The 25,273-nt window shown below is 65.0% G+C and carries 27 protein-coding genes; 12 read left to right on the top strand and 15 right to left on the bottom strand.

The window, feature by feature from the left end; genetic code table 11:
- Nucleotides 1-125 precede the first annotated feature (125 nt).
- Entirely contained in the window at nt 126-365 is a 240-nt protein-coding gene (gene rpsR, locus AC0L27_RS05375; protein WP_007592020.1) for a 30S ribosomal protein S18, read from the bottom strand.
- Between the two features lie 5 nt (nt 366-370).
- Nucleotides 371-892: a 30S ribosomal protein S6 gene (gene rpsF / locus AC0L27_RS05370; RefSeq protein WP_473318049.1), complete on the bottom strand. Its 522-nt coding sequence runs from the start codon at nt 890-892 to the stop codon at nt 371-373.
- Nucleotides 893-1,250: 358 nt separating this feature from the next.
- Here rpsF and AC0L27_RS05365 point away from each other — a divergent pair, with 358 nt between their 5' ends.
- The 9 genes from AC0L27_RS05365 to gmk all read left to right on the top strand — a co-directional run bounded on the left by AC0L27_RS05365 (nt 1,251) and on the right by gmk (nt 9,979).
- On the top strand, nt 1,251-1,946 hold the full coding sequence (locus AC0L27_RS05365; protein ID WP_354203964.1) for a TetR/AcrR family transcriptional regulator C-terminal domain-containing protein: 696 nt from the start codon (nt 1,251-1,253) through the stop codon (nt 1,944-1,946).
- Nucleotides 1,947-1,959: 13 nt separating this feature from the next.
- The gene (locus AC0L27_RS05360) at nt 1,960-2,985 is read left to right on the top strand and encodes a fatty acid desaturase family protein (protein ID WP_354203962.1); all 1,026 of its coding nucleotides are present in this window, start codon (nt 1,960-1,962) and stop codon (nt 2,983-2,985) included.
- A gap of 202 nt (nt 2,986-3,187) precedes the next feature.
- The gene (gene fabD, locus AC0L27_RS05355) at nt 3,188-4,147 is read left to right on the top strand and encodes an ACP S-malonyltransferase (protein WP_354203960.1); all 960 of its coding nucleotides are present in this window, start codon (nt 3,188-3,190) and stop codon (nt 4,145-4,147) included.
- A gap of 102 nt (nt 4,148-4,249) precedes the next feature.
- A complete protein-coding gene (fabG, locus tag AC0L27_RS05350) occupies nt 4,250-4,987 on the top strand; it encodes a 3-oxoacyl-[acyl-carrier-protein] reductase (RefSeq protein WP_007592006.1) in 738 nt (245 codons plus the stop codon).
- 309 nt (nt 4,988-5,296) lie between these two features.
- Nucleotides 5,297-5,536, top strand: a complete 240-nt coding sequence (locus tag AC0L27_RS05345) for an acyl carrier protein (RefSeq protein WP_006020277.1) — start codon at nt 5,297-5,299, stop codon at nt 5,534-5,536.
- A gap of 108 nt (nt 5,537-5,644) precedes the next feature.
- Nucleotides 5,645-6,910 (top strand): beta-ketoacyl-ACP synthase II, encoded by a 1,266-nt coding sequence (gene fabF, locus AC0L27_RS05340; protein ID WP_275167212.1) that lies wholly within the window; start codon nt 5,645-5,647, stop codon nt 6,908-6,910.
- A 125-nt stretch (nt 6,911-7,035) separates the two neighbouring features.
- Nucleotides 7,036-8,310, top strand: a complete 1,275-nt coding sequence (gene mltG, locus AC0L27_RS05335; RefSeq protein ID WP_275167211.1) for an endolytic transglycosylase MltG — start codon at nt 7,036-7,038, stop codon at nt 8,308-8,310.
- A gap of 118 nt (nt 8,311-8,428) precedes the next feature.
- Nucleotides 8,429-9,316, top strand: a complete 888-nt coding sequence (locus AC0L27_RS05330; protein WP_473318043.1) for a YicC/YloC family endoribonuclease — start codon at nt 8,429-8,431, stop codon at nt 9,314-9,316.
- Between the two features lie 3 nt (nt 9,317-9,319).
- Nucleotides 9,320-9,979, top strand: a complete 660-nt coding sequence (gmk, locus tag AC0L27_RS05325) for a guanylate kinase (protein ID WP_354055135.1) — start codon at nt 9,320-9,322, stop codon at nt 9,977-9,979.
- Here the strand turns inward: gmk and AC0L27_RS05320 are convergent.
- Entirely contained in the window at nt 9,912-11,105 is a 1,194-nt protein-coding gene (locus AC0L27_RS05320; protein WP_354203956.1) for a hypothetical protein, read from the bottom strand. The genes gmk and AC0L27_RS05320 overlap by 68 nt on opposite strands.
- 820 nt (nt 11,106-11,925) lie before the next feature.
- Between AC0L27_RS05320 and AC0L27_RS05315 the strand changes: the two genes are divergently transcribed.
- Nucleotides 11,926-12,540 (top strand): cupin, encoded by a 615-nt coding sequence (locus AC0L27_RS05315; RefSeq protein ID WP_354203954.1) that lies wholly within the window; start codon nt 11,926-11,928, stop codon nt 12,538-12,540.
- 78 nt (nt 12,541-12,618) lie between these two features.
- The gene (locus AC0L27_RS05310) at nt 12,619-12,939 is read left to right on the top strand and encodes a low affinity iron permease family protein (protein ID WP_275167206.1); all 321 of its coding nucleotides are present in this window, start codon (nt 12,619-12,621) and stop codon (nt 12,937-12,939) included.
- 41 nt (nt 12,940-12,980) lie between these two features.
- Here the strand turns inward: AC0L27_RS05310 and AC0L27_RS05305 are convergent, their stop codons facing one another.
- The gene (locus AC0L27_RS05305) at nt 12,981-13,682 is read right to left on the bottom strand and encodes a Crp/Fnr family transcriptional regulator (protein WP_354203952.1); all 702 of its coding nucleotides are present in this window, start codon (nt 13,680-13,682) and stop codon (nt 12,981-12,983) included.
- A gap of 17 nt (nt 13,683-13,699) precedes the next feature.
- On the bottom strand, nt 13,700-13,939 hold the full coding sequence (locus AC0L27_RS05300; protein ID WP_275167204.1) for a hypothetical protein: 240 nt from the start codon (nt 13,937-13,939) through the stop codon (nt 13,700-13,702).
- Between the two features lie 157 nt (nt 13,940-14,096).
- On the opposite strand from AC0L27_RS05300, the gene AC0L27_RS05295 reads away from it, so the two are divergent.
- Entirely contained in the window at nt 14,097-14,834 is a 738-nt protein-coding gene (locus AC0L27_RS05295; protein WP_275167203.1) for a Crp/Fnr family transcriptional regulator, read from the top strand.
- Here AC0L27_RS05295 and AC0L27_RS05290 read toward each other — a convergent pair.
- The 10 genes from AC0L27_RS05290 to lptF all read right to left on the bottom strand — a co-directional run bounded on the left by AC0L27_RS05290 (nt 14,813) and on the right by lptF (nt 25,263).
- The gene (locus AC0L27_RS05290; RefSeq protein ID WP_473303431.1) at nt 14,813-15,565 is read right to left on the bottom strand and encodes a Crp/Fnr family transcriptional regulator; all 753 of its coding nucleotides are present in this window, start codon (nt 15,563-15,565) and stop codon (nt 14,813-14,815) included. The two genes, AC0L27_RS05295 and AC0L27_RS05290, sit on opposite strands and share 22 nt — an antisense overlap.
- Nucleotides 15,566-15,931: 366 nt before the next feature.
- Nucleotides 15,932-16,168 (bottom strand): hypothetical protein, encoded by a 237-nt coding sequence (locus tag AC0L27_RS05285; RefSeq protein WP_007609339.1) that lies wholly within the window; start codon nt 16,166-16,168, stop codon nt 15,932-15,934.
- A gap of 73 nt (nt 16,169-16,241) precedes the next feature.
- The gene (locus AC0L27_RS05280) at nt 16,242-16,403 is read right to left on the bottom strand and encodes a Flp family type IVb pilin (RefSeq protein WP_007609340.1); all 162 of its coding nucleotides are present in this window, start codon (nt 16,401-16,403) and stop codon (nt 16,242-16,244) included.
- Between the two features lie 163 nt (nt 16,404-16,566).
- Nucleotides 16,567-17,625 (bottom strand): alcohol dehydrogenase, encoded by a 1,059-nt coding sequence (locus AC0L27_RS05275; RefSeq protein ID WP_354254935.1) that lies wholly within the window; start codon nt 17,623-17,625, stop codon nt 16,567-16,569.
- A gap of 16 nt (nt 17,626-17,641) precedes the next feature.
- A complete protein-coding gene (gene rsmA, locus AC0L27_RS05270) occupies nt 17,642-18,502 on the bottom strand; it encodes a 16S rRNA (adenine(1518)-N(6)/adenine(1519)-N(6))-dimethyltransferase RsmA (RefSeq protein WP_354203945.1) in 861 nt (286 codons plus the stop codon).
- The gene (gene pdxA, locus AC0L27_RS05265) at nt 18,499-19,515 is read right to left on the bottom strand and encodes a 4-hydroxythreonine-4-phosphate dehydrogenase PdxA (protein ID WP_354203943.1); all 1,017 of its coding nucleotides are present in this window, start codon (nt 19,513-19,515) and stop codon (nt 18,499-18,501) included. Before pdxA ends, rsmA begins: the two co-directional genes overlap by 4 nt.
- A complete protein-coding gene (locus AC0L27_RS05260; protein WP_354203941.1) occupies nt 19,515-20,441 on the bottom strand; it encodes a peptidylprolyl isomerase family protein in 927 nt (308 codons plus the stop codon). The genes pdxA and AC0L27_RS05260 overlap by 1 nt, the downstream gene beginning before the upstream one ends.
- A gap of 69 nt (nt 20,442-20,510) precedes the next feature.
- Complete coding sequence (locus tag AC0L27_RS05255; protein WP_354203939.1) at nt 20,511-23,000, bottom strand: LPS-assembly protein LptD; 2,490 nt, start codon at nt 22,998-23,000, stop codon at nt 20,511-20,513.
- Complete coding sequence (gene lptG / locus AC0L27_RS05250; protein WP_275167197.1) at nt 23,000-24,097, bottom strand: LPS export ABC transporter permease LptG; 1,098 nt, start codon at nt 24,095-24,097, stop codon at nt 23,000-23,002. The genes AC0L27_RS05255 and lptG overlap by 1 nt, the downstream gene beginning before the upstream one ends.
- Nucleotides 24,094-25,263 carry an LPS export ABC transporter permease LptF gene (lptF, locus tag AC0L27_RS05245; protein ID WP_275167196.1) on the bottom strand — a complete coding sequence of 390 codons (1,170 nt, stop codon included), beginning with the start codon at nt 25,261-25,263 and terminating at the stop codon, nt 24,094-24,096. Before lptF ends, lptG begins: the two co-directional genes overlap by 4 nt.
- Between the last annotated feature and the right edge of the window lie 10 nt (nt 25,264-25,273).

Below are 25,273 nucleotides of genomic sequence, written 5' to 3'. Positions count from 1 at the left end.
TGTCCCGCTCCCTTCGAGCGGTTAGAGGCATCTCGCCCCAACCATCGGCGACCGGACAACCCGGAAGCCTTATGAGAAACTGGGTCGTACGGCCGGCGGCGATGTCGCCGCCGGCCGTATTCGTCTTAGCGAATGACGTAGGGCAGCAGGCCCAGGAACCGCGCGCGCTTGATGGCGCGGGCGAGCTCACGCTGCTTCTTCGCGGACACCGCGGTGATGCGGCTCGGCACGATCTTGCCGCGCTCGGAGACGTAACGCATCAGCAGCTTGGAGTCCTTGTAGTCGATCTTCGGAGCATTCGCGCCCGTGAACGGGCAGCTCTTGCGACGACGGAAAAACGGGCGGCGTGCACCAGCTTCAGCCATTGTTCTTACTCCCCATCCGTCGTGGTGGTGGTGGTGGTGGTGGTTTCAGCGTCTTCGCGCGGACGGCGCGGGCCGCGGTCACCGCGGAAGCCGCCACCTTCACGATCGCCACCACGGAAACCACCCTCGCGGTCGCCACGGAAGCCACCGCCTTCGCGATCGCCACGGAAGCCGCCGCCACGGTCGTCACGCTCGCGGTCACGGTCGGCCTTGCGCATCATCGCGGACGGACCTTCCTCGAGCTCCTCGACGCGGACGCTGAGATAGCGGATCACGTCTTCGCTGATGCGCTCCTGGCGCTCGATCTCGGCGATCGCCGCGGACGGCGCGTCGATATTGAGCAGCACGAAATGCGCCTTGCGGTTCTTGTTCATGCGGTAGGTGAGGGAGCGCACGCCCCAATTCTCGGTCTTGACAACCTTGCCGCCGAGACCCTCGACAATGCCGGTCATCTGCGCAGTCAGCTCTTCAACCTGCTGCGTGCTCGCGTCTTGGCGCGCGAGAAAAACATGCTCATAGAGAGCCATGGAAGTCCTTTCCTCATGTTGGCGCATCGCCCGGCGTCAAGCCCTTAAGAGGCCTTCGGAAAGGACTCTGGGATTAAGCTCAGAAGGCGGAAACACGGGACGACGGGCCGACTGGCCCTGCCACACCAAAATCACGAATGATTTGCTGAGACCGTCCGTTCAGCTCCCGGCCGGGGTCTGCGGATGGGCGCGTTATACGGATTTCGGCTGACTTGGCAAGGTTTTTGGCAAGGTTGCAGGGGCGTCTTCAGCGCGGAGGGTTTCGATGCGGGCGGCGGACTCCGCCGCCGGCTACCACCACCGGCTTGATTTGTTTGTTTGTATATCATACAAACAAGTCTAACGGGAGCGAACCCCAATGGCAGAAAAGCCGGCCCATGAGCCGCTCGGGGCGGCAGGCGACCCCAAGCACGCCGTCCGCGCCACGCGGTCGGCCGGCCGCAAAATGCGCTCGCTGCTCCTGGATGCCGCGAGCCCGCTGTTTCGAGAGCGGGGGCTGTCGGGTACGGCGATCACCGACATCGCAGCCGCTGCGAACGCGTTCCCGAGCCAGATCACCTATTACTTCCGCACCAAGGAGGCGCTGTTCGTCGAGTGCGCCTGCCGCGAGCTGCTGTACCTGGCGCGGGCGACCGAGCAGGCGGCGCTGAAGGCGCGCACGCCTCAGGATTATACCCACGCGCTGGCCGAGACCGTGACGGCGAGCGATTCGGTGACCTTCTTCGCCGAGGCGCTGACGCTGACGCGGCGGCGCCAGGATCTCGCGCCGCTGGTCGAGCGCACGATCGAGCGCCTGCACAGCGAAGGTGCGCGGGCCTATGCGAGCCAGGTCGCACGACACGGCTGGCGGTCCCTGCGCGCGCCCGATGAGAGTTCGCGGCGGTTCTGGGCCGTCGCGATCGGCGTCATACTCGAGGGCTACGCCATGGGCCGTTCGCCCGAGGCGCTGTGCGCCGAGATGCTGCGCGTGCTGGGCGAACAGGCGAAATCCAACAATGACACCGCGCGGCTGCGCCTCGTCGACGCGCGCGACGCATCGAGCGATTCGAAATGAGGAGAGTTAGGCCATGACTGCGCTTCGCATGCGTGCCCGCGATTTCCTGACCGACGATCAACTTGCCGACGTGCGCCGGCGCGTGACCTGGAAAGGCGTCGCGCTGATCGCGCACGCCTGGGCGCTCATCATCGCCGCAATCGCCCTGGTCGCGTGGTGGCCCAATCCGATCACCTTTATCTTCGCGGTCGCCATCATCGGCTCGCGCCAGCTCGGGCTCGCGATCCTCATGCATGACGGCGCGCATGGCTGCCTCTCCGCCGACGAGAAAACCAATCTGACCCTGAGCCAGTGGTTCTGCGCCTATCCTCTGTTTGCGGAGACGCGTAGCTATCGGCGCTATCACCTTCAGCACCATGCGCGCACGCAGCAGGAGGATGATCCTGACCTCGTGCTGTCGGCGCCGTTCCCGATCACGAAGCTGAGCTATCGCCGCAAGTTCATTCGCGACCTCACCGGGCAGACGGGCTACCAGCAGCGCAAGGCGCAGTTGCTCAATGCGCTGGGGCCGAAGGACTGGCCGTTGCGGCAGCGCGCGGCGCATTTTTGGGAGAAGCTTGGCCCGCAATGTCTGGTCAATGGCGCGATGCTCGCCGCGCTCGCGGCGGCCGGCGTATGGTGGGCCTATCCGCTGCTATGGCTGGTGCCGCTGCTGACCTGGATGATGGTCATCACCCGCATCCGCAACATCGCCGAGCACGCGGTTGTGCCTGACAGCAGCGATCCCTTGCGCAATACACGCACCACCTACGCCAATTTCCTCGAACGTCTGTTCATCGCGCCGTATTACGTAAACTACCACCTTGAACATCATCTCTTGTTCTACGTGCCCTGCTACAATCTGCCGAAGGTGCATCGCCTGCTGAGCGAGAGCCGGCATGCGGGCCGTATGGAGGTGCAACCGAGTTACGCAGCCGTGCTGCGGCTTGCGACCGCGAAGCCGAACCGCGATGACCGGCCGGGGCAATTGGTCAACAGCGCGCGCCGTGCGCAGGCGGGGTCCGAGGTCGACGCCAATCAGACGGCCGGCGGATTCTAGCGACCCGTCTCTACAGAGTGAAGGCTGCCAATTGAAGGCTGCCACTTGAAGGCCGATCGAAGTTCCTAACTTGGCTTGACATTCCGGCCCCGGACAGTGTCTACGGCGCCCTTTGGAGTATGATCCGGAACCATGTCCTGAGGCCGAGCGTAAACGGCTGCCGGTTCTCGCAGGGATCACGCCCGACAAGCAGGGAGCGCCGATGACGGCAGCATTCACATTTCCGGGGCAGGGTTCCCAGGCGGTCGGCATGGGCAAGGCCCTGGCCGATGCCTTTCCAGTGGCGCGCGCCGTGTTCGACGAGGTCGATGCCGCGCTGGGGGAGAAGCTGACGGTGACCATCTGGGATGGTCCGGCCGAAACCCTCCAGCTTACCCAGAACGCCCAGCCGGCCCTGATGGCGGTGTCCGTCGCCACCCTGCGCGTGCTGGAGGCCGAAGCCGGGTTTTCCGTGGGGCGGGATGCGGCCTTCGTCGCCGGCCACTCGCTCGGTGAATATTCGGCACTGGCTGCGGCCGGCAGCCTGACGATTTCCGATACCGCACGGCTGCTTCGCATCCGCGGTCTCGCAATGCAAAAAGCCGTGCCGGTCGGCGTCGGTGCGATGGCCGCTCTGCTCGGCCTCGACTACGAGGCCGCCGTGGCGGTGGCGGACGAGGCCGCTCAGGGGCGGGTCTGCCAGGCCGCCAACGACAATGGCGGCGGGCAAGTGGTCGTCTCCGGCGACAAGGCCGCGGTCGATCGCGCCCTCGAGATCGCCAAAACCAGGGGAGCCAAGCGCGCAATGTTGCTGCCGGTGTCCGCACCGTTCCATTGCAAGCTGATGCAGCCGGCTGCGGACGCGATGGCAGAGGCGCTGGCCAAGGTCACGATCAAGGCGCCGGCGGCCCCGCTGGTGTCGAACGTGCTGGCGAGCGCGATCACCGATCCCGACGAGATCCGCCGCCGCCTAGTCGAACAGGTCACCGGCACCGTGCGCTGGCGCGAGTCGGTTGCCTATATGGCGGAACAGGGCGTCACCCGTTTCTTCGAGATCGGTGCCGGCAAGGTGCTGACCGGCCTCGTCAAGCGTATTGCGGACGGCGCCGTCGGCGTTGCGGTCGGTGGCCCCAACGACATTGCTGCCGCCAAAGATGCATTGGCCGCTGCGAAGCAGGCCTGAGGCGCGATGATTCGTCGTCGCGCGCGGGTTCTTTAGTTGACGCACGATGCTTTCGGAAAACAGCTGCGCACTTTTCCGGATCGTGCCTTGGAGGAGTTATCGATGTTCGATCTGACTGGCAAAAAGGCGCTCGTCACTGGTGCTACCGGCGGCATCGGCGGTGCCATCGCGCAGGCGCTGCACGCGCAGGGCGCCACCGTTGCGATATCAGGGACGCGCAAGGAAGTGCTGGATGAGCTTGCCGGCAAGCTCGGCGAGCGTACCCATGTGCTGCCCTGCAATCTCTCCAAGGCCGACGAGGTCGAGGCGCTGGTGCCCGCTGCGGAAGCGGCGATGGGACAGGTCGACATCCTCGTCGCCAATGCCGGCATCACCCGCGACAATCTCTTCGTGCAGCTCCGTGACGAGGACTGGGAGGAGGTCATCAACATCAATCTGACCTCGACCTTCCGGCTCGCCCGCGCCGCCACCAAATTGATGATGCGCAAGCGCTTCGGCCGCATCATCGCCATCACCTCGGTGGTCGGCGTCACCGGCAATCCGGGGCAGGGCAATTATACCGCGTCGAAGGCGGGCCTGATCGGCATGATCAAGACGTTGGGCGCCGAATACGCCAAGCGCGGCGTCACTGCGAATTGCATCGCTCCAGGCTTCATCAAGACGCCGATGACCGACGCGCTCAACGACAAGCAGCGCGAAACGATTCTGACCAAGGTTCCGGCCAATCGCCTGGGGACGCCAGAGGACATCGCGGCGGCCGCCGTCTACCTGAGTTCGAACGAAGCGGCCTATGTCACCGGCCAGACCATCCACGTCAACGGCGGCATGGCCATGATCTGACGCTTCATGCCGCACTGCCCCCTTGGCGGCGCGGAATGCGGCAAACGGCCGTTTTCGGAGCGAAATGAGGCTTGTAGTCAACGCAATTGAAGTATGATAACCGGACCTTCAACGGATGGGCAAAGAACGCCATTGCAGGTTTTTGAAACCCTGTATATTGGCGATGCGGAGCCTTGGCCGTCATTCGCCGGGCCTGCATCGGTTAGGATGGGGCCAGATCAAAGTTCGTAAGCGAAGGCAGTCAACGACCACGACGGCTCGTATCGTCCCGGGGGGTCGGGTCTACAGGGAACAACACGAGGTTATGCAATGAGTGAGATTGGCGAGCGGGTTAAGAAGATCGTGGTCGAACACCTTGGTGTTGAACCCGAGAAGGTTGTCGACGCTGCGAGCTTCATCGACGACCTCGGCGCCGACAGTCTGGACACCGTCGAGCTGGTGATGGCGTTCGAAGAGGAATTCGGTTGCGAGATTCCGGACGACGCCGCGGAGACGATTCTCACCGTCGGCGACGCCACGAAGTTTCTCGAGAAGAACGCGAAGAGCTAAGGCTCTTCATTTTCGCGGGGACAACATTGAAACCGGACGGACCGCTCAACAGCGGTCAGCCGGTTTCTTGTTATTGGCCGTGAATCTTTCGATGCGGAGTTTTCGGATATGAGACGGGTTGTCGTCACGGGTCTTGGCATGGTTTCGCCACTCGGCTGCGGTGTCGAGCCGACCTGGAAGCGCATCCTCGACGGCGAAAGCGGCGCACGCAAGATCGAGAGCTTCGATGTCTCCGATCTTCAGACCAAGATCGGCTGCACGGTCGTGCGCGGCGACGGCACCAACGACACTTTCAATCCCGACATCTGGATGGAGCCGAAGGACCAGCGCAAGGTCGACGACTTCATCATCTTCGGCATGGCCGCAGCCGGCCAGGCGCTCGACGATGCCAACTGGCACCCCGAGACCGAAGAGGACAAATGCGCGACCGGCACCATGATTGGGTCCGGCATCGGCGGGCTCAACGGCATCGCCGAAACCGCGGTCCTGCTGAAGGAACGCGGGCCGCGCCGGGTCTCGCCGTTCTTCATTCCAGGCCGCCTGATCAATCTCGCCTCCGGCTATGTCTCGATCAAGCATGGGCTGAAGGGGCCGAACCACTCGGTGGTCACGGCCTGCTCGACCGGTGCTCACGCGGTCGGCGATGCCGCCCGCCTGATCGCGCTCGGCGACGCCGACGTCATGGTTGCCGGCGGCGCGGAATCGCCGATCGGCCGCATCGGCATTGCTGGCTTCAACGCCGCGCGTGCGCTCTCGACAGCCTTCAACGAAACGCCCGAGAAGGCCTCGCGCCCCTACGATAAGGACCGCGACGGCTTCGTGATGGGCGAGGGCGCCGGCGTTCTGGTCCTGGAAGAGCTCGAACACGCCAAGCGCCGCGGCGCGAAGATCTATGCCGAGGTGATCGGCTACGGTCTCTCGGGCGATGCCTATCACATCACCTCGCCGTCACCCGACGGCGACGGCGGCTTCCGCAGCATGGCGGCGGCGCTCAAGCGCGCCGGCCTCACCGCGTCCGATCTCGACTACATCAACGCGCACGGCACCTCGACGCCGCTCGGTGACGAGATCGAGCTCGGTGCGGTCGAACGCCTGCTCGGCAATGCCGCTTCCAAGGTCGCGATGTCCTCGACCAAGTCGTCGACCGGTCATCTCCTGGGTGCGGCCGGCGCGATCGAGGCGATCTTCGCCATTCTCGCGATTCGCGATAATGTCGTGCCGCCGACCATCAACCTGGACAATCCGTCAGTCGAGACTGCGATCGATCTCGTGCCGCATCAGGCGAAGAAGCGCGAGGTCAACGTCGCGTTGTCGAATTCTTTTGGTTTTGGCGGTACCAACGCGTCGGTCATCTTCCGGCGTCTGGTCCATTAGTTTGTTGTTGCGACGAATCCACCGTTTTGCCGTATTCGGCGATAGTCATGGAAGCGGGCGCGTGCATTTGGCTCGGCAAGCGATTGTCAGGTCGCGATTGAACCGGCAGGATTCAGGTTGCTTCGATGAGTGAAAGGCCGCCCATTTCGCCCCGGAGCCCGCGGGCAGCGCTCGAGCCCGAGCAGGTCCCGCCGCCGCCGAAGCGATCGGACCGCGCGCGCAATCCCTTCGTGATCGTCGGCAACGCCATCATCACCCTGCTGCTGATTGCGATGATCGGTGCGGGCGGCGTGTACTATTACGGCCGACAGGTGCTCGAGGCGCCGGGACCGCTGAAGGAAGACAAGATCGTCAACATCCCGCAGCGCGCCGGCAAGCGCGATATCTCCGAGACGCTGAACCGGGAAGGCGTGACCGACGTCAATCCGTGGGCGTTCATTGCCAGCGTCGCTGCGTTGAAGGCGAGCTCGGACCTCAAGCCCGGTGAATACTCGTTCCAGAAGAACGCGTCCTTGCGCGACGTCATTGCCACCATCGTCGAGGGCAAGGTGGTGCAGCATGCCGTGACGATCCCGGAGGGCCTCACCTCCGAGCAGATCGTGGCGCGCCTGTCCGACAACGACATCTTCACCGGCAGCGTACGTGAGCTGCCGCGCGAAGGCACCTTGCTGCCCGAGACCTACAAGTTCCCGCGCGGCACCCCGCGCGATCAGGTGATCCAGCGCATGCAGCAGGCGCACAAGCGCGTGCTGACCGAGATCTGGGAGCGCCGCAGTCAGGACATTCCGGTCAAGAGTCCGGAGCAACTGGTGACGCTGGCCTCGATCGTGGAGAAGGAGACCGGCAAGCCGGACGAGCGCAGCCGCGTCGCCGCGGTGTTCGTCAATCGCCTGAAGCAGAGGATCAAGCTGCAGTCCGATCCCACGATCATCTATGGCCTCGTCGGCGGCAAGGGCACGCTCGGCCGTCCGATCAAGCGCAGCGAGATCACGCAGCCCTCGCCCTACAACACCTATGTCATCGAGGGCCTGCCGCCGGGCCCGATCTCCAACCCCGGCCGTGCCTCGCTCGAGGCTGCCGCCAACCCGGCCCGCACCCGTGACCTCTATTTCGTCGCGGATGGTACCGGCGGGCATTCCTTCACCGAGACCTACGACGCGCACCAGAAGAACGTCGCCAAGCTGCGCGCGATGGAAAAGCAGATCCAGAACGACACGGTCGAGCCGGCCGAGGACGCGCAGCCACCGGCCGCCGCCGCGCCGGGTGCCGCCGATACGCCGACGGCGACCACGCCGGCGCGGCCCAACCAGCAGAAAAAGCCGCCGGCGGCTCGCCCCGCGGGTCCGCCGCCGGCCCGGCAAGGTGCCGTGCAGGCCTCGCCCCCGGTGGTGCAGCGCTAGGCCTGCGCGCAGACCTGCCCCGCGGGACTTTGCGGATTACATTTTCCTGCAAAATAGTCTTAAGATTCGCGTGGCTTGATGGCCGCGCGAATCCCGTGCTTCTGGAGAAATTGACCTGATGGCGTTGTCGTCCATGACGGGCTTTGCCCGAAGCCACGGCGCGAGCGGGCCGTATACGTTCGAATGGGAATTGAAGTCGGTCAACGCCAAGGGCTTTGATCTCAGGGTGCGGCTGCCGCAGGGGTTCGACGAGCTCGAGGCTCATGCCAAGAAGCGCGCCGCCGAGCTGCTCTCGCGGGGCACTGTCTACGCCAATCTGACCGTCAAGCGCGCCAATGCCGCCACCAGCGTCCGCGTCAACGAGGACGTGCTCAACGCCGTCCTCAAGGCCGCCGCCGTGATCGCCGGCAAGGTCGATGCGGTCGCGCCGAGCGTCGACGGGCTTCTGGCCATCAAGGGTGTCATCGAGGTCGCCGAGCCCGAGGGCGACGAGGAGGAGGACAAGTCCGTGCGCGCCGCCGCCGCGGACGCCTTCGACAAGGCGCTCGCCGAACTCGTCGAGATGCGCAAGCGTGAGGGGACCTCGCTCGGGCAGATCCTGATCCAGCGCGTCGACGAGGTCGAGCAGCTGGCGAAGAAGGCCGAGGCCGCGCCCGGCCGCAAGCCCGAGGCGATCAAGGCGAGACTCGCCGAGCAGATCGCGAGCCTGCTCGACACCTCCGACCGTTTCGATTCCGACCGCCTGATGCAGGAAGCGATCCTGATTGCGACCAGGGCCGACATCCGCGAGGAGCTCGACCGCATCGCCTCGCACATCGCGCAGGCGCGCGAGCTGATCGGCAAGGGCGGCCCGGTCGGGCGCAAGCTCGACTTCCTGGCGCAGGAGTTTCACCGCGAGGTCAATACCTGTTGCTCGAAGTCGAACGACATCGAGCTGACCAATACGGGGCTCGCCATGAAGAACGTGGTCGAGCAGTTCCGCGAGCAGGTCCAGAATCTGGAGTGATCGATGACGATTGGCGGTCACGGAACTGACGGTGTCGAGCGGCGCGGATTGATGTTCGTGCTGTCCTCGCCGTCGGGCGCGGGCAAGACGACGCTGTCGCGCATGTTGATCGACCGTATGCCCGGCCTCCGAATGTCGGTGTCGGCGACCACGCGGGCGATGCGGCCGGGCGAGGTCGACGGCAGGGATTATTCGTTCGTCGACAAGGCTACCTTCGACGCGATGGTGAAGGCCGACCAGCTGCTGGAATGGGCGACCGTGTTCGACAACAGCTACGGCACGCCGCGTGCGCCGGTTGAGGCGGCGCTGTCAGCTGGGCAGGACGTGCTGTTCGACATCGACTGGCAGGGCACGCAGCAGCTTCGAGAGAAAGCACGCGCCGACGTCGTCAGCGTGTTCATCCTGCCGCCCTCGGCTGCCGATCTCGAGAAGCGGCTGCATTCGCGCGCGCAGGATTCCGACGAGGTGATCCGCAAGCGCATGAGCCGCGCCAGCCACGAGATGAGCCACTGGGCCGAGTACGACTACATCGTCATCAACCACGACGTTGACGAGGCCTTCGCCGAGGTGCAGTCGATCCTGAAGGCCGAACGCCTCAAGCGCGAGCGGCAGACCGGCCTCGTGGGCTTCGTGCGAGGTCTGCAAGGTCAGCTTCAAGGTTAGGCTGCGTCAGCCGCGGCCCGTCCTTGGCCAGCCGTTCCAGCATCGTCGTGATCACGTCGATGTCGATAACGTCCTCGGGTCCCGCATCTTTATCTCGATCGGCCGCCTCTTCGTCATTGACGTCCTCGGTCGCGAGCCGCGGCGCGGCCTCGATCTGGAATTCTCCGTTGAAGATATCGGCATCGTCGAGCTTTGCGGCATCTTGGTGCGCTTGCGGGGTGCGCTCGTCGATCACATCAATCTCGCGATCGATCGCGGCGAGCTGCGCGGTCTTGGCTGTCTGCGGACGCACGGCATCGAAATCCACCGGGCGCGGCTGCTGAGCGTGCGGCGCGCCGGCCGGCGCTGCGTTGAGCCAGGGCGCACGGCCCTCGTCGTGATCGTGCGGCTCAAAACTGTCCCAGTTGACGCGGCGCTGGTCGGCACCCTGGACGCGGGCGCGTCCACCGGCGAAGCGGTAGACGACGCTGGCGAGGATGCCGGCAAGCGCCAGCGCGCCGCCAATCACGAGCAGCAGCATCTGGAGCGAGCCGGTCTGCTTGTCGGCGGTGCTGTCCGCCGAAGCCAGAGCTAACGGAGCAGGGGACTTCGCCGGTTTCGCGGTCGGCTGCGCGGCGGCCGCGACAGGTGCAGGCGACGGCTGCTCCGTGGGCGCGGCGGACGCCGTGGAGGCGTCGGGCCAGCGCCCGGCGACGGCGGGCTGCTGCGCGTTGGCGTCGGCGGCGGGGCTCGCAGCTTGTTGCGTCGGCGCCGGTCCCGCCTGTGCAGGCGTCTTCACCGTGGCGATGCTCTGCGGCGTCAGATATTCGGCGCGCGCGTCCTGGACCGAGTGCTGCTGCGGCACGGCTGAATCCGCTGCAGGCGTGTCGGGCGCAGCCTGTGCGGTTTGAGTGGCCTTGCCGCCTTCGGCGCGCAGATACCAGCACTGTCGCTTGGTCGCGCGCTCGAGACGATAATGCCAATGCTGGCCCTGCGGCGCGGCGCCCTTTGGCGAGGCAAGGCAGTCGCTCGCGGCATTTGCCTTGCTCGGTGCCGTCGGTGCATTCTGCGACACGGCGGCAAGTGGCGCGCCGGCAATGATGCTGCCCACAAGGGCGGATAAGAACTTTGCGGTGCGGTTGCCCATCCTGGTCTCCCGATTACGCGCGACGCAACTCGTTACCTTCCCTTTCTCGTCAAAGACTTAGGTGGCAATGAGCCGCAAATCCGGAGAGGATGTGGCCTGAATCGGGCCTGCGCGGCGTTCGTTCCGCCGCGGAATCAGACTTTTTCGCTGCTATGCTTGGTCGAAGTCCAGGTTCCGCCGCAGCCGTCCGAGCGGCGGAAGGATCCGGAGCCGCTGCGTCCACCGAGGCGGCCGGAGCCGGTGAAGGTCACGCCGTCGCCTTGACCGAACGTGCTGACCGCGCCGCTCGCGCTGACGGTACCCGTGACGCCTTGGCCTATCACCTTGCCTGAGGAGACCAGATGCCCGCGCCCGGTTGGGCCGCTACATCACCGCGAGGCTTGACGCACAGACCCCGGGCGTCAGCACCACACGACTTCTCCGTCCGCGGACGGTCCCGCCCAAAGCGTCGAGGGCTTGCGTGTGCTCACCCCCGATGACCGACGAACCCGCTCTCCAGCGCCGTGTCGTACGCGTCGCGTGAGGACTCACCGTTTCCCGCCCTGTCATCACGCCGCCCGCGCCGTCGCTGCCGCGTCCACCGCCACCCGGCCCGCATGTCGTGACGGTCGCGAACGCCCCTCGCAGGGCCAGGATGCGCGTTGTATGCCACAAATCCGAAATTCGGAAAAGCGAAATGCTTGTGTGAGGAGGGCTTGACGAGGTGTTTTGCCCGACGCCTTGTGGGCTGGCCGACATCTCCGCGGTTCATCGCCGGCCAGATACCGCGTCCGGAAACTTCCTCAGGCGCCAGACGTTTCATTGCGGCTGAGGAGACGCCATGCCGATCAAGGACCAGATCAAAAATCTCGCCAAGAAGCTCGTTGAGGAGCACCCCGACGCGGCAACACTGCGGGCGCTTGTGCGGGCTCGGAAGCCGACAGCCATCCGTTTCCGGGACGACGGCATCGTGCCGAATAACCCGCATTTTCCCGTGTTGCTCTATCGCGGCGCGGTGAACCTGAAGACCCGGCGTTTTGCTCCGGAGGTCATCGTCGACACGCTGTTCGATAGTCATGGTTGGGGCCGCTCTTGGCGCGATACGGTCTATGACTTTGTCCACTATCATTCGCAGATCCACGAAGTGATGGGCGTGGCGCGCGGCACGGCCAGGATCGAGTGCGGCGGGATCAAGGGGCGAATCTTGAGCGTGAAAGCCGGAGATGTTCTGGTCCTGCCCGCAGGCACCGGACACCGTCTGATCGAGTCCAGTCGGGACTTCCTGGTCGTCGGAGCGTATCCGCAGGAGGGGACGTACGACGAGTGCACCGACACGCGAGAGCGTCCTGACGCCAGCAAACGCATCGCCAAGGCCCGCAAGCCGAAGACAGATCCCGTGCTGGGTGCCGGCGGCCCGTTGCTCAAATCATGGCGGATAAAGTCGTCGCGATCGTGACGCGGGGGGATCGCTTTCGCTGTGCCGGTTTCGAGCGTCTTCCATTGGAACGCCGCCCCATGGCGCGAGTTGCCGCGCATGTCCCTTCCCAAATCAAAAGGCTGGCTCACCGAGATTGGCGTTGCCACGTCGCGGCCCGCCGCGTTTGCCGTGTTCGCGGCCTATGCCGTTGCCTGGGTCACGTTGGGCAACGGGCTCGAATGGCACTCGTTCGCCACGCTGGCGACATGGGGCATGACGCTAGTGATCCAGCGCGCCGAGCATCGCGATACTCAGGCGATTCACGCCAAGCTCGACGAACTGCTCAAGGCGAGCGGCCGTGCCCATCAGATGAACGTCGATGACGAGGACGCCGAAGAGGTCGAGACGCAGCGGGAGGAGATTCGACGGAGCGGGTAGCGCGTCCGGCGCCCCGACCGAGGCACATTCACCGGTCTTTGTCAGGTCAGATAATCCGGCGTGAAATCCGCGAGCGCGCGAAGCTCGTCGGGTAGCAGCAGCTCGATCTCGCTTCCCTCCCAGGCAATCAATCGGCGCCCTCTCAGCTCCTGGATGGTGCGATTGACATGGACAATCGACAGTCCGCACGCATCGGCAACATGCCGCTGCGTCATCGGCATCTGGAAGCGGCCGTTCTTGACGAGGCCTACGACCTCCAGCCTTGCGGCGAGCTCGCAGATCAGATGCGCCACCTTCGGCAGCGCCGCCTGTGCGCCCAGGCGCGCGATCCATTGTCGTGAGATCGCCGCATCGATCAGCGTCTCGCGCCAGAACGCGCGGGTCAGATGAATGGAGCCGTCAAGCAGCTGCTTGAGTTGGCTGTGTGCGACGTAGCCGACGATGGAGGGTCCGAGACCGACGAGGTCCGCATCCATCGGCGAGACCAGCAGCGTGTGCAGGCACGGCATGTCCCCGGGAACGTGGAAGGCGAGGATCTGGCTGCGATCGCCGACGATGCGAGCCTGGTAGAGGAAGCCGCTGACGACGAAGACGCATCGGGAGGGATCCTCACCCTGGCGCAGCACGATCTCGCCATCCGAAACCTGGCGCAGCGTGGACGGCAGACCCGCGACCTGGCGTCGTTCGTCTTCGGAGAGGCCTTCGATCGCCTGGAGATGTGCGATGAACTTCGGGTGTGGCATGGAGAGGAAGAGGTGTTTCAGTCGTCACGCGGCATCGCCTGCTCGAGCAGGCGTCGTGAGAGTTTTGCGATGGTCCAATCGGAGACGGGAACCGCCTGGAACTCGCGGATGGCGCGCGCAAGCTCCTGGTCCGACATCGGCCGCGCCGGCTCCTTCAACGTGCCATGCAGGAAGGCAGCGCGGATACTGTCCAGGTGCTCGCCCGAATCCGATGCGAACAGGTGGCGAATGCGTTTCAGGATCGTCGTAGGGCTCATGCGAAGGGCGGGCGCAGTCCGCGATCGAGGGACGGGGGCCGCGACCCAGCAATGTCGCAGACCGGTAGCAACCTGTGCTTCCGATCAGCGTTCTAGTCCGCTGGATGCGGGCCAGATGTATCATTTGATCGAACCGGCAGGGTTTTTGGCGGGTCACATGGAAAAAGCGCATGACGTGCTGATTCGGAACCTGGGCGAGCACACCGCACTCGCACACGAGGATGTCGCTGAAATTCGCGGGCTGACCTTTGTGCAGCGCGAGTTCGCGCCGAACGAGGATTTCATCCGTCAGGGCGACGAACCTGAGCATTCCGCGCTGGTCGTCTCCGGCATGGTCGCGCGCTACCATTTGCTCGACAGCGGCCGGCGGCAATATCTCGCGTTCCATCTGTCTGGAGACCTGCCGGACTCCCAGGGACTGTTCATCGACCAGATGGACCATGGCCTCTGCGCGCTCGGGCCCGCTTCCGTGGCGTTCATCCCGCATCGCGAATTGTTTATTGCCTTCCGGCGACGGCCGGCCTTCGCACTGTCGGTCTGGCGCGAGACGCTGCTCGATGCCGCGATCTTTCGCGAGGCCATCACCAACAACAGCGCCCGGCCGATGCACGCGCGCATGGCACACCTGTTCTGCGAGCTGTTCTACCGCGCCCGCGCAGCGCAGCTTGTCCGCGGCAATCGCTGCCGTCTGCCGATCAGCCTGGCGCAGCTCGGCGAAACGCTGGGCATGGCGATCGCGACGGTGAACCGGACGCTCGCCGACCTCAGACGGAGCGGGACCATGGATATGCGCGAGGGCGAGCTGATCGTCCTGAAATGGCGCGATCTGCAGCGGCTCGGAAACTTCAGTCCGAGCTATCTGCACCTCAAGCGTCAGTCGCCGCCGCGCGCGTGAGGCCGCAAAGCGTCAGCCGCTGGCAGATGCCGCGCGCCCAGCACTTCCTCGAAATGCTTCTTCACCCAATCGTTGCAACGGCAGGCTCTGGCTTCGAGCGCCGGGGCGTCGAGGATCAGGATGGCGCCACGGCGCGTCGCGAGGATCCGCCTCGCCTTGAACATCTGGATGACGCGGCTGGCATAGCTGCGGGACACGCCGAGCATGCCGGCAAGCTGCTCGTGGGTGAGGGGGATCTCGGGGCCGCCGACATGCTCCTGTGCGGAGATGATCCACTTGGCGGCGCGCTGCTCGATCGAATGCGCGGCGTTGCAGGCCGCGGTCTGGAGCAGCTGCGCGAACTGGCAGTCGCCATAGCGCGAGAGCACCTGCTGGAGCGTGGCCGACCTCTGCTGGGCCTGCTCGAGCGCGCGCAGCGGCAGCCGCACCAGGGTCCCGCCCAGCTTCACCACGATGCGCGAATAGGCCAGCGAGACGCTGCGGCCGGCGGCAATGCCCACGGCGCCCTCGCGGCCGACCAGCAGGCTTTCGACCTCGCGATCGTCCTCGACCGGCACGGCGAACGACACGAGCGTGGAGCGGCAGGGAAAATGGACCGCCGCGACCTCGTCGCCGGCGTGATACAGGATGTGGCTCGCCTCGAGTTCGACCGGCTGTAGGTGCGGCGCGAGCAGTTCGAAATCCGGGCGGCTGAGCCGCTGGAGAAGATCGTTCTGGGGCCGACCGGTCACATGTCTTGCTCTGGCCGGGAATCGGCACCGGCCAGAACCCTACGTTTCCGTGGCGGAGCCGACGGTTCCAAAGTGCACACAAGGCGTTTTTCAGACGTTGAAAAAGTGGCCTCCCGCTTGCGGAAATCCGGAAGTTACTGGCGAGGCGCATGGCACGCGAGGCACATGGCGCGGCCGAACCCAGCGGCCTTCAACTTCACGAGCTCTGTGCAGGAGTGCACACAGCAGGGCGCGGATCGGCGTAGCGTCCTCGTCGCGGAGCGCCGCACCCCGTGCGCTCTGCCCGACGGACCGCCGGCCTATACCTCAAACGCCGCCGGGCCGGCGGGCCCAAGGGCGGCGAGGATATTGATCACCCGAAGTTCGTCACCCGAAGCGTGCTTCGCAATCGTGCGCGGGCCGGCTTTTTTCCGCGTGGGCGCGATAGGCATCGATCGCCCTGTTGGCGAGCATCAGTTGCCGGCGTTCACCGGTCCTGAGCTGGGCCTCAATGGCGTCGAGCAGGACGTTCGCCGTCTCGTCCGGAGAGCCGAGCTCTCCGCTCTGCTCCAGGAAGCTCCAGGCGATGAAGAATGCGTTCTCGACGGTGCAGCGAATGGACATGGCTGCCAACGCGGGGCGGCCGTTGCCGTTCCGCGGGACAGACGAATGCCGTGAATTAGCGCGCGTGCCCGCGTTACTTCAGCGAGCTGCTGATCGAGGTGAACTTCTTGTTCAGCGTCGCGCCGAGGTTGTTGACGACGGCGATGATCGCCAGCGCGATGCCGGCGGCGATCAGGCCGTACTCGATCGCGGTGGCGCCGGACTCGTCGGCGAGGAAGCGGCGGATGGTCTGCATGGTCTTGCCAGGATTCCAAAAAGAGAGCTGGCGACGAGCATAATCCGCAGAGAGCAGGTTCCCCAATTTGGAACACCGGCTTGCGTCAGTATCGAGTTAATCGCTGACATTGTGAAGCCGGCGGCGAAATACCGACCCCGCCGCCTCGTTCTTCTCGCGCATCCTAATTCTTGAGCACGATGCGGCCGACGACCTTGCCGGCGCGAAGCTCGTCGATCCATGTCTGGACGTCGCCCATCGGCTCCTCGCGCATCGGCGTCGGCTTGATCTTGCCGGCGCGGGCGAGCGCCATCAATTCGTGAGCCTCGGTGAGCGTGCCGACCATGAAGCCCTCGATTGTCATGCGCTTGTAGACCCATTGCACCATCGGCAGCGTGAACTGGCCGCCCATCAGGCCGGAGACCACGATCTTGCCGCCGCGCGCGGCGACGGCGACCGCGAAGGCCATGGACTTCTCGTTACCCGCGAAATCGACGATCTCGTCGAAGCCGCCATCGGTTTCCTTGAGGATGCGCTTGATCACGTCGGGCTCGGCCGGATCGTAGGCCACCGCCGCGCCGTTCTTCAGCGCGGTCTCGCGCGCGGCAGCGCTGAGATCGGCGACCGTGATCGGTTGCTTGAACATGGCCGCCGCGAAGGAAAGGCCCATCATGCCGACGCCGCCGAGGCCGATCAGCAGGAGATTGCGCTGGCGCGGACGGTCGACCAGGCGCTTGAGCGCGCCATAGGCGGTGACCCCGGAGCACATCAGCGTCGCGGCCTGGTTGACGGGCAGGGGATCGTAGTCGAGCAGATATTTCGCGTCGGGCACCAGCACGTGGGTGGCGAAGCCGCCGTCGATGGAGACGCCGAGAAAGCGCTGCCTGGCGCAGAGGTTCTCGTCGCCATTGGCGCAGTCGCGGCACTGGCTGCAACCGATCCACGGAAACACCGCCTTCTTGCTGCCGACGAGACCGGCGAACACGTCGGGACCGACTTCATCGACCACGCCCGCGATCTCGTGGCCGAGCGTGAAGGGCAGCGTCATGCCGCGCGTGGTGTCGAGCTTCTTACCGCCGCCGAGATCGGCGTAGCCGTCCTGGATGTGCAGATCGGAGTGGCAGAGGCCGCAGCGCTCGATGCGCACCAGCACCTCTCGCCCTTGCGGCTTCGGCGTGTCGACGATGGTCTCGCACAGCGGCGCATCGAACTTGACCAGGGACTGCCGACGCATCAACGCCATATTTCTTCCTCCGAAATTATCTCTCTATTTCGCTGCGTATATTGGCCAATTCACGCGCCATGGCAACAAAGCCGGAAATCGGAACGGTCTCGGCGCGCCGCGTCGCATCGACGCCGGCAGCTGCGGCGAGCCGCGCGGGATCGGCGCCCAGCGACTTCAGGCTTTGCCGCAGCATCTTGCGGCGCTGGCCGAAGGCGGCGGCGGCGACCTGTTCGAGCAGCTTGCGTTCGCAGGCGAGAGGATTTTCGCGCGGGATCAGTCGCACGACGGAAGACGTAACCTTCGGCGGCGGCACGAAGGCGGACGGCGCAATGTCGAACAGGATCTTGGTCTCGCAGCGCCAGTTGGCGAGCACGCCGAGCCGGCCGAAGGCCTCCTCGCCCTCGCGCGCCACGATGCGTTCGCCGACCTCGCGCTGGAACATCAGGACCATCATGTCGTACCAGGGCGGCCAGGGCTCGGTGGTGAGCCAGCCGACGAGAAGGTGGGTCGCGATGTTGTAGGGCAGGTTCGCGACGATTTTTGCTCTCTCGCCCGATAGCAGCGGGCGTGGATCGAAGGTCATGGCGTCGCCATGCACGATCTCGAGACGGCCGGGATAGCGCGCGGAAATATCCTGCAAGGCAGGGATCGCCCGCTCGTCATGCTCGATGGCGATGACGCGTCTGGCGCCGAGCGCGAGCAAGGCGCGCGTCAGCCCGCCCGGGCCGGGGCCGATCTCGATGATGGTGGAGTCCTCGAGCGGTGCCGCCGCACGCGCAATGCGCGCGGTGAGATTGAGGTCGAGGAGGAAGTTCTGGCCGAGCGATTTCCGGGCCGACAAGGCGTGTTGGCGAATGACCTCGCGAAGCGGCGGGAGGTCGTCGATCGCGCTCATCGGGTTTTCGCAGCCGCCATCCGGCTCGCAAGCCTCAACGCGGCGATCAGGCTTGCCGGATTGGCCTTGCCGGTGCCGGCGATGTCGAAGGCGGTGCCGTGGTCGGGCGAGGTGCGGATGAAGGGCAGGCCGAGCGTCACGTTGACCGCGTCGTCGAAGGCCACCGTCTTGATCGGGATCAGCGCCTGGTCGTGGTACATGCAGACGGCGCAGTCATAGCTGTTGCGCGCGGCTTCGTGGAACATGGTGTCGGCGGGGAGCGGCCCCTTCGCCTCGATGCCGTCGCTGCGCAACGTCTTGATCGCCGGCGCGATCACGGTCTGCTCCTCGTGGCCGAGCGAGCCGTCCTCGCCCGCGTGCGGATTGAGGCCGGAAATCGCGATGCGCGGATTGGCGATGCCGAAGCGCGATTTGAGTTCGCTCGCGACAATGCGCACGGTCGAGACGATCAGCTCGCTGGTGAGCTGGGCCAGTGCATCGCGCAAGGAGACGTGGATGGTCACGGGCACCACGGCCAGCCGCGGCGACCACAGCATCATCACCGGCTGCGGCGCGCGGCCGTCGTCCGCGGCGAGCTCGGCGAGGAATTCGGTATGGCCGGGATGGCGGAAGCCGGCGCGATAGAGCACGCTCTTGGCGATCGGATTGGTGACGACGGCGCCGGCGCGGCCCTCGCGGACATCCGTGACCGCCTGGCGGATCGAGGCGAGCGCGGCCGGGGCGCTCGATGCGTCGGGCTTGCCGGGCTCGGCGCTCGCGGGCTCGCCGGTCGCGACCACGGGCAGGGCCTCGGTGAAGACGGCCGCGGCCTCGCCCGCGTTCACGGAGGCAAGCCGGATCTCGGCACCGAGCGCCTTGGCGCGGCGGGCGATCAGCGCCTCGTCGCCGAGCAAATAGAAGGCGGGCAGGTCCAGTTCGCGGCGCTTGAGCCAGGCTGCGATGGTAATGTCGGGGCCGATGCCGGCAGGCTCTCCCAGAGTCAGGGCAAGGGGCTTGGCAGGCTGCTGGGCCATCAGCGGTTGCGATACTCGATCATCGCCGCCTTTCGGAGGTCCTCGAGATAGGCCTTCTGGGTCTTCTCGTACTTCTCCTGATACATCTTCTCGCGGACCTCGCGCTTCTTCGGCGTGTCGATCATGGTCGGCTTGCGCGAACACAGCACCACCATCTCGATGCCCGCCTTGGTCATCTCGGGCGCGGTCAGGTGGCCGATCGGCGTGTCGTCGAGGACCTTGCGCAGCGCTTCGGGCAATTCCGCCGTGGTCTTGGTGACGGTATCGCGGATGGTGGCGTTCGGCGTCGAGCGGAACAACGAATTGGCTTCTTCGCAGCTTCCGACTCGCGAGCGATATTGCTCGGCTTCCTTATGCCGCGTCTCCAGGAACGCCTGCGACGATCCGCGCGGCACGATCAGCACGATCGGCTGCATCTTGTATTCGGTGCCCTCGATCTGCAGCTTGTCGCCGGTCTGGGCCTGCACGGCCTGCGCGACGTCCTTCTCGCCGACCAACAGCTTCTCCTTGAAGCGGCCGCGCACCAGGCTGGTCCAGACCATCTCGGCCTTCATGCGGCTCTTCAGGGTTTCGGGGCGGACGCCCTTGACCTCGAGCGTCTTGGTGAGCTGGTCCGACGAGATGCGCATGCGCTGCGCCATGCCATCGTAGGACTGGTTGATGTCGGAGACGCCGGGGTCGACCCCGTATTTCTTGCCTTCCTTCATCTTCACCCGGTCGTCGATCAGCTCGTTGATGACCTCCTGACGGGACGGTGTCTTCTGCGTCGTCAACTGGTCGAGTTTGGAGCGCTGCTCGATGTCGAAGTCGGTGATGGGATCGCCGTTGACCATCACGACGATGTTCTGCGCGCGCAACGGCGTGCCGGCCAGGAGCAGGGCGGCGAGGACGAGGAACAGGCGGAAGACAGGCAACGGGATCGTCATATTTGTCGCTCGCATCTCAGCCGTGGTGAACCTGCGATCGGGAACACGCGGCCGGCACCTTCAAACCGTTCACTGGAGGCCGCCGCCGGAACTGCTGGTCGTCGCTGTGTTCGCCAGCGTGCGCAGGCCGATCTGGAACATGATCGCGTGGTTCAGGGTGGGCGGCGTCGCGCCTGCGGAATAGCTATACGCGGTTACATAGTTCAAGCCGAGCACAAAACAATCGTCGACGTAGCCGGCACCGAGCACATACTGGTTGATCTTGTTGGCCTCCAGGTCCCAGCGCGCCGAGCCCGTGACCACCCAATTGGCCGCGACCTTGATCGAGCCCGACGTCAGGATGCCCTCGCGGCGGGTCAGATAGCCGAGTTCCGGCTGTGCCGCGTAATTGCCGTACAGCATGCTGACGGACCAGCGGTTGAAGTTGGCGCGGCCTTCCGCCTCGAAGCGCTGGATGTTCCAGGTCTGCTCGTCCATGCGGGAGCGAACGCTGAACGTATAGGTGCTGTTGGGCGAGTAGGCGGCGCTCGCCACGTAGTCGGAGCGCGGCCTTTGCAGGCCGGAATCCACGCCGGTATTGATGGAGTCCTGGACCGCGAAGGAGTTCATGCCGAACAGCTGGTAGGACTGTCCGAACAGCGTCTTGATCGCGCCGCCCCTGTCGAACTGCGTGGTGGACTGCACGCCGACATTGGCGCGGCCGCCGCCCTCGACACGGTCGTAGCCGGAGAACTTGTCGACGCTGAACAGATTCGAGGCGTCGAACACCATGCTCTGCGCGTCCTCGTTGGGGAGCTTGCCGGCATAGGTCTCGTTTGGCCGGATGATGATCTGCGCGATCGGCTCGATGGTGGTCGAGCCCCAGGGCTGAACGTTGATGAAGGGGTAGCGGTATTCGAGGCCCACGGTCGGCATCAGGCGGAGCGCCTGGGTGTCCCCGGCAGGAAGATAGTTCGACACGCCCGGCTGGTTGGAGACCGAGGAGTTGATCGCGTCGGCGCGGAGAATGGCGAACGGGGTCCAGATTTCACCGAATGGATCGGTGAAGGATTTGCGCCACTGCGCTTCGGCCGTCAGGCGGGTGTAGGTGCCCGGGAAGCCGCGCAGCAGGCACTGCGACGGCGTGCGCGCGAGCGGATCGGCCGACACCGTCGTGCACAGGCCATTGGTGTTGGCGAGCGTCGTGATCGGATCGAACACCGCGGTGTCACGCGACAGGTTCACGAAATTGGTCTTGTAGCTGAACTCGCCGCCGAAGACCGGATAGTTCAGCACGTTCGAGTAGTCGATCACGGGGTAGACGATCGGCACCTGGCTCTGGTTGCCGGAGTAACTCAGCCAGTACATCGTGCGCGCGTCGAAGAAGCTGCGATTGCCGACACCGGTCAGGTAAAGCTGCGAGAGCGCATCCGTCGGCAGATACAGGAACGAGCCCAGCGGATCGCGATATTGCGACAACCGATAGTCCGAGAAGAAATAATAGTCGGACATCAGGACGCCGTCCCAACCCCAGACCCATTTGTCGTTCAGCGCGAACTGACCCTTGGTGTCGACGGCGCCGCGGAACTGCTTGTCGCCGGGCTGGCCGGCGAGCGCGCTCCGATCGAGCTGGTCGATGCCGTAGACGCGGATCTGATAGGCGCCGTCCATCAGGCGCTGGCGGAATTCGGCCTGGAACAGCACGCCCTGCTTGGACGTGATGCGCGGGTTGAAGGTCGCGTCCATGTCGGGCGCGATCGCCCAGTAGAACGGAACCTCGACGCCATAGCCGAACGGCGTATTCGAGGTGAAGCCCGGCATCAGGAAGCCGGTCTTGCGCTTCACGGTCGGATCGGGCGTCGAGAAATAGGGCATATAGGCGATCGGCACGCCGAAGAATTCGAGCTGCGCCGTCTCGAAATACAGCATCTTCTCCTGCTGGTCGTGGATGATGCGCGCACCCTTGACCTGCCATAGCGGCGGCTTCTTCGGATCGTCCTTGCACGGCGCGCAGGCCGTGTAGACGCCGTTCTCGAACACCGTGTAGTTGCCGCTGGAGCGATCGGAGCGGCTCGCCGCCATGCGGGTCTGGTCGGCCGTGTCGACGCGCAGCGAATCGACGAAACCGTCTCGGTAGTCGTCGGAAAAGTCCAGGATCTCGGCATAGGTGATCTTGCCGTCGGCATCCGTCATGCGGATGTTGCCTTCGGCATGGAGCCGCTTGGTCTTCTGGTCGTAGATGACCTTGTCGGCCTCGACGCTGGTGCCGTTGTAGAACAGCTGGACGTTACCGACCGCGGAGACGCGCGAATTGTTGTAGTCGTAGTCGACCTCGGTCGCCTGAACCAGCATCTGGTTGTCGTTGACGGCCTTCGGCGGCTTCGCACGCGGCGGCAGCGGATTGTAGGTGAAGCTCTGGGCGGAAGCCGGCGCCACGGCGGCAACGTCCATCAGGCCACCGAGCGATGCCGCGGCGGCGACGGCAAGCAGGAACCTGCGAATGGACAAGCCACACCCGTTCGCGCGCACCAATGTGCGCCGCGTCAAACGAGACACGGGCCCTCGGTGGACGGCCGTCACTATCCGTCCTCCTGATACAGCAAGGCCAAAAAGCCGGTGAGGCCGCCCACCACCACAGGCAACCACGCCGCAGCGATCGGATGCATCAACTCAGCCTTGCTCAAATCTTCAGTCACTTTCGACAGGACGTAGAGCAGAAAGCCTGCGCCCACGCCACTCAAAACCATCTTCTGCACGCCGCCCATCCGGAAGAAGCGCAACGACACGGAGGCCGCGAGCATCACCATGGCCGCAAGCAAAAACGGCTGTGCCAGAAGCTTCTGATACTGGAGTCGGTATCCGGCTGTCGCGAAGCCCGAGCTTTCGGAAGAGCGGATGTAGCTCGGTAGTTGCCAAAAGGACACAGTCTCGGGTGTGGAAAAGCTGTTGCGGACCTGCGCCTCCGTCAGCGTCGTCGGAATCTCCAGGCTGGCCTGATCGACCGGCGGCGAATCCAGCGAGAAGCGGCGGACGTTCTTGAACAGCCAACGGCCGGCCTCGAGCGTCGCCTCGCGCGCCTCGACCCGTTCCTTGAAGTGCTGCTCTGTGTCAAACCGGAACAGGGTGAGCCCCGTGAGCCGGACGCCCTGCTGCTCGCTGCGCGCCGCGTTGATGATGGTCTGGCCGTCATTGGTGACCTGATTGAGCCAGAAGCCGGAGGCGTCCTGAATGCCGCCGCCGGGCGCCGAACCGAACAGCTCGGCTTCCATGCGCTTGGAGAGCTCGCGCAGATTGGCCGACATCGGATTGTAGGCGACGGTGGCGATCACGCCGATCAGCAGCGCGCTTCCGAGCGCCGGCGAGATGAATTGCCATGCGGAGACGCCGGCGGCGCGCGCGACCACGAGTTCGAGCCGGCGGGAGAGGGCGAGATAGCAGGTCATGGCGCCGATCAGCATGCAGAACGGCGTCAGCTTCTCCAGCAGCTGCGGCACCCGGAACAGCGAGGTCTCGGCCACCATGACCGCGGAGGCGGATGCGAGCCCTGAGGTCTTGCGCACCATCTCGATGTAATCGACCAGCACCAGCAGCAGGAAAATGCTGGCGAACACGCCGAGCGCCGCGACCACGAAACGGCCGGCGAAATACCGCCCGAGTGTGTTGGTGAGCATGCTCATGCGGTGGCCGGCCGTCCGAACAGCCGCGCGATGCGCGCGTTCGACCTGTTGATGGCCTCCATGAGGCGCGGTGGCGGTTCGACCACGAGGCCACCAATGATGATCGCCAGCCCGATGCCGATGGCACCAATAACCATCGCATATTGAACCAGCACCGCGCCCGGCGATTTCACCGCCATCACCGAGCAGGCGAAGCCGGCCATGCGCAGGCCGAACACGGCGAGGATCGAGGAGCCGATCGAGAAGTTGCGGCTCTGGCGCGTGGTGCGAGGCGCACCCAGAAACGCGAAGGTCAGCACGGCAAAGGCGAACGGATAGATCGGCGCCAGCAGGCTGTCATGCAGGGCCGAGCGGAACTGACCGGGAATCTGCTTGTAGACGGGATCGTCCTCGGACGGCGAGAGCAGCTCCCAGAGATAACGCTCGCGGATGCCGAGGGTGACGTCGCGGCCCTGGCCCGAGAACTTCGACATGTCGAAGCCGTAGCGCCCGAACGCCACCAGCGCCGGATCGCGCTTGCCGGCCTCGAAGCGCTGGAGATTGCCGGTCTCCAGCACCAGGAACGATCCGGTCTCGTTCTTCACGACTTCGCCGTGCTCGGCGACAATCGAGACCCGCTCGTTCGGATCGCGGCGGTCGTCGATGAAGATGCCGGCGAGGATGCCGCCGGGCTGGCGTTCGCGAATCCGGATCGTCAGGTTCTTGTCGAGCTGGGCGAAGCGGCCGGGCTGCAGGATGTTGGTGAGCACGTCGGCGGTGATCTCGGCGTCCCACTGCTTGATCCGCCGCATGCCGTCGGGAGCGAGATAGGCCGCGATGAAGGCGACCAGCAGCGCCACGACGCAGGTGGCGTAGAAGAACGGATAGAACAGCCGGAACGGCGAGAAGCCGGCGGCATTCATCACGATGATCTCGGAATCGGTCGCGAGCTTGTTCAGCGTATGCGAGATCGCGATCATCAGCGCGATCGGCGAGATGATCAGGACCAGTGCGGGCACAACGAGGCTGGTGATGCCGAGGAAGGTCAGGATGGTCTGACCCTGGCTCGTCATCAGGTCGATGCCGCGCAACGCCTGCGTAATCCAGATCACGCCCGTGAGGCTGACCAGGACCAGCGCAAACGACGCGAGCGTCGTGCGGAAGATATACCTATCGATTGACCCCATGCGCTACCGC

Source organism: Bradyrhizobium sp. Ken51 (assembly GCF_055807435.1).
Note: the sequence above shows the minus strand (reverse complement) of the source record. Positions and strands in the feature narration are given on the sequence as shown.

Bases quoted from the DNA above. Each gene is read 5' to 3' on its own strand.
- rpsR (WP_007592020.1), bottom strand. From the start codon at position 365: ATGGCTGAAGCTGGTGCACGCCGCCCGTTTTTCCGTCGTCGCAAGAGC.
- rpsF (WP_473318049.1), bottom strand. From the start codon at position 892: ATGGCTCTCTATGAGCATGTTTTTCTCGCGCGCCAAGACGCGAGCACG.
- AC0L27_RS05365 (WP_354203964.1), top strand. From the start codon at position 1,251: ATGGCAGAAAAGCCGGCCCATGAGCCGCTCGGGGCGGCAGGCGACCCC.
- AC0L27_RS05360 (WP_354203962.1), top strand. From the start codon at position 1,960: ATGACTGCGCTTCGCATGCGTGCCCGCGATTTCCTGACCGACGATCAA.
- fabD (WP_354203960.1), top strand. From the start codon at position 3,188: ATGACGGCAGCATTCACATTTCCGGGGCAGGGTTCCCAGGCGGTCGGC.
- fabG (WP_007592006.1), top strand. From the start codon at position 4,250: ATGTTCGATCTGACTGGCAAAAAGGCGCTCGTCACTGGTGCTACCGGC.
- AC0L27_RS05345 (WP_006020277.1), top strand. From the start codon at position 5,297: ATGAGTGAGATTGGCGAGCGGGTTAAGAAGATCGTGGTCGAACACCTT.
- fabF (WP_275167212.1), top strand. From the start codon at position 5,645: ATGAGACGGGTTGTCGTCACGGGTCTTGGCATGGTTTCGCCACTCGGC.
- mltG (WP_275167211.1), top strand. From the start codon at position 7,036: ATGAGTGAAAGGCCGCCCATTTCGCCCCGGAGCCCGCGGGCAGCGCTC.
- AC0L27_RS05330 (WP_473318043.1), top strand. From the start codon at position 8,429: ATGGCGTTGTCGTCCATGACGGGCTTTGCCCGAAGCCACGGCGCGAGC.
- gmk (WP_354055135.1), top strand. From the start codon at position 9,320: ATGACGATTGGCGGTCACGGAACTGACGGTGTCGAGCGGCGCGGATTG.
- AC0L27_RS05320 (WP_354203956.1), bottom strand. From the start codon at position 11,105: ATGGGCAACCGCACCGCAAAGTTCTTATCCGCCCTTGTGGGCAGCATC.
- AC0L27_RS05315 (WP_354203954.1), top strand. From the start codon at position 11,926: ATGCCGATCAAGGACCAGATCAAAAATCTCGCCAAGAAGCTCGTTGAG.
- AC0L27_RS05310 (WP_275167206.1), top strand. From the start codon at position 12,619: ATGTCCCTTCCCAAATCAAAAGGCTGGCTCACCGAGATTGGCGTTGCC.
- AC0L27_RS05305 (WP_354203952.1), bottom strand. From the start codon at position 13,682: ATGCCACACCCGAAGTTCATCGCACATCTCCAGGCGATCGAAGGCCTC.
- AC0L27_RS05300 (WP_275167204.1), bottom strand. From the start codon at position 13,939: ATGAGCCCTACGACGATCCTGAAACGCATTCGCCACCTGTTCGCATCG.
- AC0L27_RS05295 (WP_275167203.1), top strand. From the start codon at position 14,097: ATGGAAAAAGCGCATGACGTGCTGATTCGGAACCTGGGCGAGCACACC.
- AC0L27_RS05285 (WP_007609339.1), bottom strand. From the start codon at position 16,168: ATGTCCATTCGCTGCACCGTCGAGAACGCATTCTTCATCGCCTGGAGC.
- AC0L27_RS05280 (WP_007609340.1), bottom strand. From the start codon at position 16,403: ATGCAGACCATCCGCCGCTTCCTCGCCGACGAGTCCGGCGCCACCGCG.
- AC0L27_RS05275 (WP_354254935.1), bottom strand. From the start codon at position 17,625: ATGGCGTTGATGCGTCGGCAGTCCCTGGTCAAGTTCGATGCGCCGCTG.
- rsmA (WP_354203945.1), bottom strand. From the start codon at position 18,502: ATGAGCGCGATCGACGACCTCCCGCCGCTTCGCGAGGTCATTCGCCAA.
- pdxA (WP_354203943.1), bottom strand. From the start codon at position 19,515: ATGGCCCAGCAGCCTGCCAAGCCCCTTGCCCTGACTCTGGGAGAGCCT.
- AC0L27_RS05260 (WP_354203941.1), bottom strand. From the start codon at position 20,441: ATGACGATCCCGTTGCCTGTCTTCCGCCTGTTCCTCGTCCTCGCCGCC.
- lptG (WP_275167197.1), bottom strand. From the start codon at position 24,097: ATGAGCATGCTCACCAACACACTCGGGCGGTATTTCGCCGGCCGTTTC.
- lptF (WP_275167196.1), bottom strand. From the start codon at position 25,263: ATGGGGTCAATCGATAGGTATATCTTCCGCACGACGCTCGCGTCGTTT.